The sequence below is a fragment of the Pseudomonas sp. B2021 genome (genome assembly GCF_018135665.1).
Classification (GTDB): domain Bacteria; phylum Pseudomonadota; class Gammaproteobacteria; order Pseudomonadales; family Pseudomonadaceae; genus Aquipseudomonas; species Aquipseudomonas lactis.
Genome location: NZ_SMOF01000001.1, coordinates 485,794 through 490,594, shown reverse-complemented (window position 1 = coordinate 490,594; position 4,801 = coordinate 485,794). Strand labels below are relative to the sequence as shown.

The following is a 4,801-nucleotide window of genomic DNA, read 5'->3' as shown; positions in this document are numbered from 1 at the left end:
CCTGGATAAACGCGGTGCCTGTGAGTTTTTCGCGAGCAAGCTCGCTCCTACAAAAGGGCGAGCTTCCTCATTTTATCCTGCGTATTACTCAGGGATACGCAGTGTCTGGCCTGGATAGATTTTGTCCGGGTGCGACAACAGTGGCTTGTTAGCCTCGAAAATCTTATTGTACTGGTTGGCGTTACCGTACACCGCCAGGGAAATCGCGCTGAGGGTATCGCCCTTTTTCACTACAACGAAACGAGCAGCGGTAACCGCAGGGCCAGTGACAGTGATCTGGTCATCCACACTTGCCACGCCGGCAATGTTGCCCAGCGCCAACAGGATCTTCTCTTTCTCTTCCTGCGTGGCCACTTCACCGGTCACCGTGACCTTGTCGCCATCCACCGTGGTCTGCACGTTTGGATTACCCAGGCCCACCTTGCTCACATGCTCCTTCAACTGCTCACTGGCGTTCGCATTACCCGGCGTCAACAGGTCGACAATCTTTTCGCCGGCTTCTTTGATAAAGCTAAAAATACTCATGGTGCGCTCTCCTTGGGATTTAATTTCCAGATGCCCAAGACTAGACCAGTCCTGCCGACTTGGGTTCCAGACTGGCTAAAGACTCAAAAGTATCCCAATCAACCCTACCTGGAATAAGCCCGACGAAAACGCCGGTGAACCTTGATCGACGCCCTCTATCAATAGATCAATACTGGCGATTAGACGTGACCCTTTGTCGCGCCTAGTCTAAACACTGATCAATCCGCCGGTGGTACTGCCCCATGAACGCCAAGCGCCCTCACTGCGCGGCGCCCGCTCTTGAATCGACCGCGCCCGTCGCCAGCCAGAGCTATCACTATTGCAATCTTGAACACACAGAAGTCGCCAGCACTGCGCTGGCCGAAGAAGTGGCGTTGGCGATTGCCTATAACGATATCAGCCAGGCGGTGATGCTGGTGACGCCTACGGACCTGGAAGACTTCATTGTAGGTTTCAGCCTCGGCAGCGGCATTATCACCGACGTTAACGAAATTTATGACCTGAAAATCAGCGGTTCAGGCGCAGCCCAGTACGCCCAGGTACAGGTTTCCAGCCGTGCGTTCTGGAACCTCAAGCAGCAACGCCGCCAATTGGCGGGCACCAGCGGCTGTGGCCTGTGTGGCGTGGAAGCGGTAGAGCAAGCATTGCCCGACCTCCAGGTACTGCCCGGCGCGCCCTTGCCGCCGGCGCAGTGGCTCGATGGCCTGCGCCAGCGTATCAGCGCATTCCAACCCCTGGGCCAACACAGCGGTGCCGTGCATGCGGCAGTGTTTATGAATAGCCAGGGCGAATTGCTGATGGGTCGCGAAGACATCGGTCGGCATAACGCTCTGGATAAATTGATTGGCGCGTTGATCCGCCAAAAGATTCCGACCGACGGCGGCCTGGCGATTGTTACCAGCCGCTGCAGCCTGGAATTGATTCAGAAAGTTTTGCGCGCGGGCATCCAGACTCTGGTCAGCCTGTCGTCGCCCACCGGCCTGGCCCTGCAATGGGCGCGCCGGCACAACCTCAACCTCATCCACCTGCCGCAAAAAAGCGCGCCACGGGTCTATAGCCCTGCGATGGAGCACCAGCCATGAGCCTTCACCACCAAGCCGACCAGACCCCAACCCCACGCTACAAGCCCTACAAAGGCCCAGCCGGTGGCTGGGGCGCCCTGATCAGCGTGGCGCAAGCCTGGCTGACCAGCGACAACGCCCTGAAAAACCTGCGCATGATGCTCAAGACCAACCAGAACGGCGGCTTCGACTGCCCGGGCTGCGCCTGGGGCGACTCACCGGAAAGCGGCATGGTCAAGTTCTGCGAAAACGGCGCCAAGGCAGTCAACTGGGAAGCCACCAAGCGCCGCGTCGATGCGGCCTTCTTCGCCAAGCACAGCGTCACGGCTTTGCTGGAACAAAGCGACTATTGGCTGGAATATCAGGGCCGCCTGACCGAGCCGATGCGCTATGACGCCCAGACCGATCGCTACACGCCCATCAGTTGGGAAGCCGCCTTCGACCTGGTCGGCAAGCACCTCAACGCGTTGCCCAGCCCGAACATGGCCGAGTTCTACACCTCGGGCCGCGCCAGCAACGAAGCTGCCTACCTGTACCAGCTGTTTGTACGCGCCTATGGCACCAACAACTTCCCGGACTGCTCCAACATGTGCCACGAAGCCAGCGGTGTAGCCCTGGCGCAGAGCGTGGGCGTGGGCAAAGGCACCGTGACCTTTGATGACTTCGAGCATGCCGATGCCATTTTCGTCTGGGGCCAGAACCCTGGCACCAACCACCCACGCATGCTCGAGCCTCTGCGCGAAGCGGTGAAGCGCGGCGCCCAGGTGGTGTGTATCAACCCACTGAAAGAGCGCGGCCTGGAGCGCTTCCAGCACCCCCAACATCCGCTGGAAATGCTCACCAACGGCGACAAGCCAACCAACACCGCCTACTTCCGCCCGGCATTGGGTGGCGACATGGCGATCTTGCGTGGCATGGCCAAATTCCTGCTGCTGTGGGAACGCCAAGCCCTGGCCGAAGGCAAGGAAGCAGTGTTCGACCACGACTTCCTCAACGAACACACCGCCAACGTCCTGGAATACCTGGGCCAGATCGACGACACCTCCTGGGAGGAAATCGTCGAGCAGTCCGGCCTGACCCTGGTGGAGATCGAGCAAGCGGCGCGCATGTACGCCAAAGGCAAGAATGTGATCATGTGCTGGGCGATGGGGATTACCCAGCACCGGCACTCGGTGCCGACCATCCAGGAAATCGCCAACCTGATGCTGCTGTGCGGCAATATTGGCCGCCCAGGCGCAGGGCTGTGCCCGGTGCGTGGCCACAGTAACGTGCAGGGCGACCGCACCATGGGCATCAACGAACGCCCACCGGTGGCGTTTCTGGACGCGCTGGAGCGACGTTTCCAGTTCCAGGTGCCGCGAGACAACGGCCACAACGTGGTGGAAGCGATTCACGCCATGCTTGAAGGCCGCTCCAAAGTCTTTATCGGCCTGGGCGGCAACTTTGCCCAAGCCACGCCAGACAGCACGCGCACCTTCGAAGCGCTGCGCAATTGCGACCTGACCGTGCAGATCAGCACCAAGCTCAACCGCAGCCACCTGATGCACGGTAAAGACGCGTTGATCCTGCCGTGCCTGGGCCGCACCGACATCGACATTCAGGCCGACGGCCCGCAAGCGGTGACGGTGGAAGACTCGTTCAGCATGGTCCACGGCTCCAACGGCCAACTGCAACCGTTGTCGAAACTGATGAAGTCCGAGCCGGCGATCCTGGCGGGCATTGCTGCCGCCACCCTGGGCAGCAAGCCCGTGGATTGGAACTGGCTGGTGGCTGACTACGGGCGCATCCGCGACCTGATCGCCGACACCATCCCAGGCTTCAAGGACTTCAACGAGAAGATCAAACACCCAGGTGGCTTCTACCTGGGCAACTCCGCCGGCGCACGCCGTTGGAACACCCCGTCGGGCCGCGCCAACTTCCGCCCGAACATCTTGCCCAAAGACCTGATCCACGAACGCACCCACGCCACGGGCCGGGTGCCGGACCTGATCATGCAGTCGATGCGCTCCCATGATCAGTACAACACCACCATCTATGGCCTGGACGACCGTTATCGCGGGGTCAAAGGCCAGCGTGACGTGCTGTTCGTCAACGAAGCCGACATCATCCGCCTGGGCTTCAAGCCGGGGCAGAAGGCAGACATCGTGTCGCTGTGGGAAGACGGTCGTGAGCGCCGTGTGAAAGGCTTTACGCTGCTGGCGTTTGATATTCCGGCGGGTCAGGCGGCGGCTTACTACCCGGAAGTGAACCCGTTGGTGCCATTGGAAAGCACTGGCGACGGTAGCCATACGCCAACGTCGAAGTTTGTTGCGATTCGCTTGGAAGCGGCGAGTGACAGTGGGTTGATCATGGCGCGCTCGGCCTGACTTGATCCGAGATATGTGTTGCTTGAACTACCGCTTGCCCGCGAAGAGGCCAGCACAATCACCGCACATTCTGCAGGCACAAAAAAAGGGCCGCTTTTGCATAAAAGCGGCCCTTCCGAAGTAGTTAAAGACCTGTAAAAACGACTTAAGTTCCCGATACAAAACAGTAACTTAGCAAATTGTATACAACCTCTGCCGCCGGTCGGATTTCGATTGTCAGCGGCTCGATACAACCTCAGGATCGCGCCGTCATCCCTTGAGGTTTCCCTGAATGAAGTTCTCCTCGATTCTCTTGTTGTCCCTTGGCCTGGTCAGTGGCGCAGCCATGGCTGGCGGCACCACCGAAGCCGGTGTAGGCGGCGCATTGGGTGGGGTTCTAGGTTCCGTTGTCGGCCAGCAGTTGGGCGGCAATACCGGTTCGACCATTGGCGCGGCCCTGGGCGGCGCTGGCGGTAGCGCGGTCGGCGCAGACAAGCGTAGCCGTGGCGAAGCCGCCATCGGTGGCGCACTGGGCGCAGCCGGCGGCAACGTCTTGGGTCGCAGCGTCGGCGGCAGTACCGGTGCATTGGTCGGCTCAGCAGCCGGCGGTGGCGCGGGCGGCGCGCTGGGCAACTACATGGGTAACGAAAGTGATCGCGATAGCCGCCATTACCGCGATCGCGACCGTGACGATCGTCGCTACTACCGCGATGGCCACCCAGGCCGCGGCCATGCCTATGGGCATCGCAAGAACAAGCATCGTTATCGCGACTGATCAATACGTGCTCTGACGAACACATCCAGTGTGGGAGCCGGGCTTGCCCGCGATAGCAGTGAATCAGGTTTAGAGGTATTGCCTGATACTGCGCC

At 60.2% G+C, this 4,801-nt stretch carries 4 protein-coding genes; 3 read left to right on the top strand and 1 reads right to left on the bottom strand.

What is annotated here, in order from left to right; all coding sequences use genetic code 11:
- Positions 1 to 84: 84 nt before the first annotated feature.
- Entirely contained in the window at positions 85 to 525 is a 441-nt protein-coding gene (gene lysM, locus E1K68_RS02200) for a peptidoglycan-binding protein LysM (RefSeq protein WP_003187704.1), read from the bottom strand.
- A 242-nt stretch (positions 526 to 767) separates the two neighbouring features.
- Between lysM and fdhD the strand changes: the two genes are divergently transcribed.
- The 3 genes from fdhD to E1K68_RS02185 all read left to right on the top strand — a co-directional run bounded on the left by fdhD (position 768) and on the right by E1K68_RS02185 (position 4,706).
- On the top strand, positions 768 to 1,607 hold the full coding sequence (gene fdhD / locus E1K68_RS02195; protein WP_212613736.1) for a formate dehydrogenase accessory sulfurtransferase FdhD: 840 nt from the start codon (positions 768 to 770) through the stop codon (positions 1,605 to 1,607).
- Positions 1,604 to 3,952 (top strand): FdhF/YdeP family oxidoreductase, encoded by a 2,349-nt coding sequence (locus E1K68_RS02190; RefSeq protein ID WP_137205011.1) that lies wholly within the window; start codon positions 1,604 to 1,606, stop codon positions 3,950 to 3,952. Before fdhD ends, E1K68_RS02190 begins: the two co-directional genes overlap by 4 nt.
- 271 nt (positions 3,953 to 4,223) lie before the next feature.
- Positions 4,224 to 4,706, top strand: coding sequence for a glycine zipper domain-containing protein (locus E1K68_RS02185; protein ID WP_003187699.1), 483 nt, complete (start codon positions 4,224 to 4,226; stop codon positions 4,704 to 4,706).
- The last annotated feature ends 95 nt before the right edge of the window (positions 4,707 to 4,801 follow it).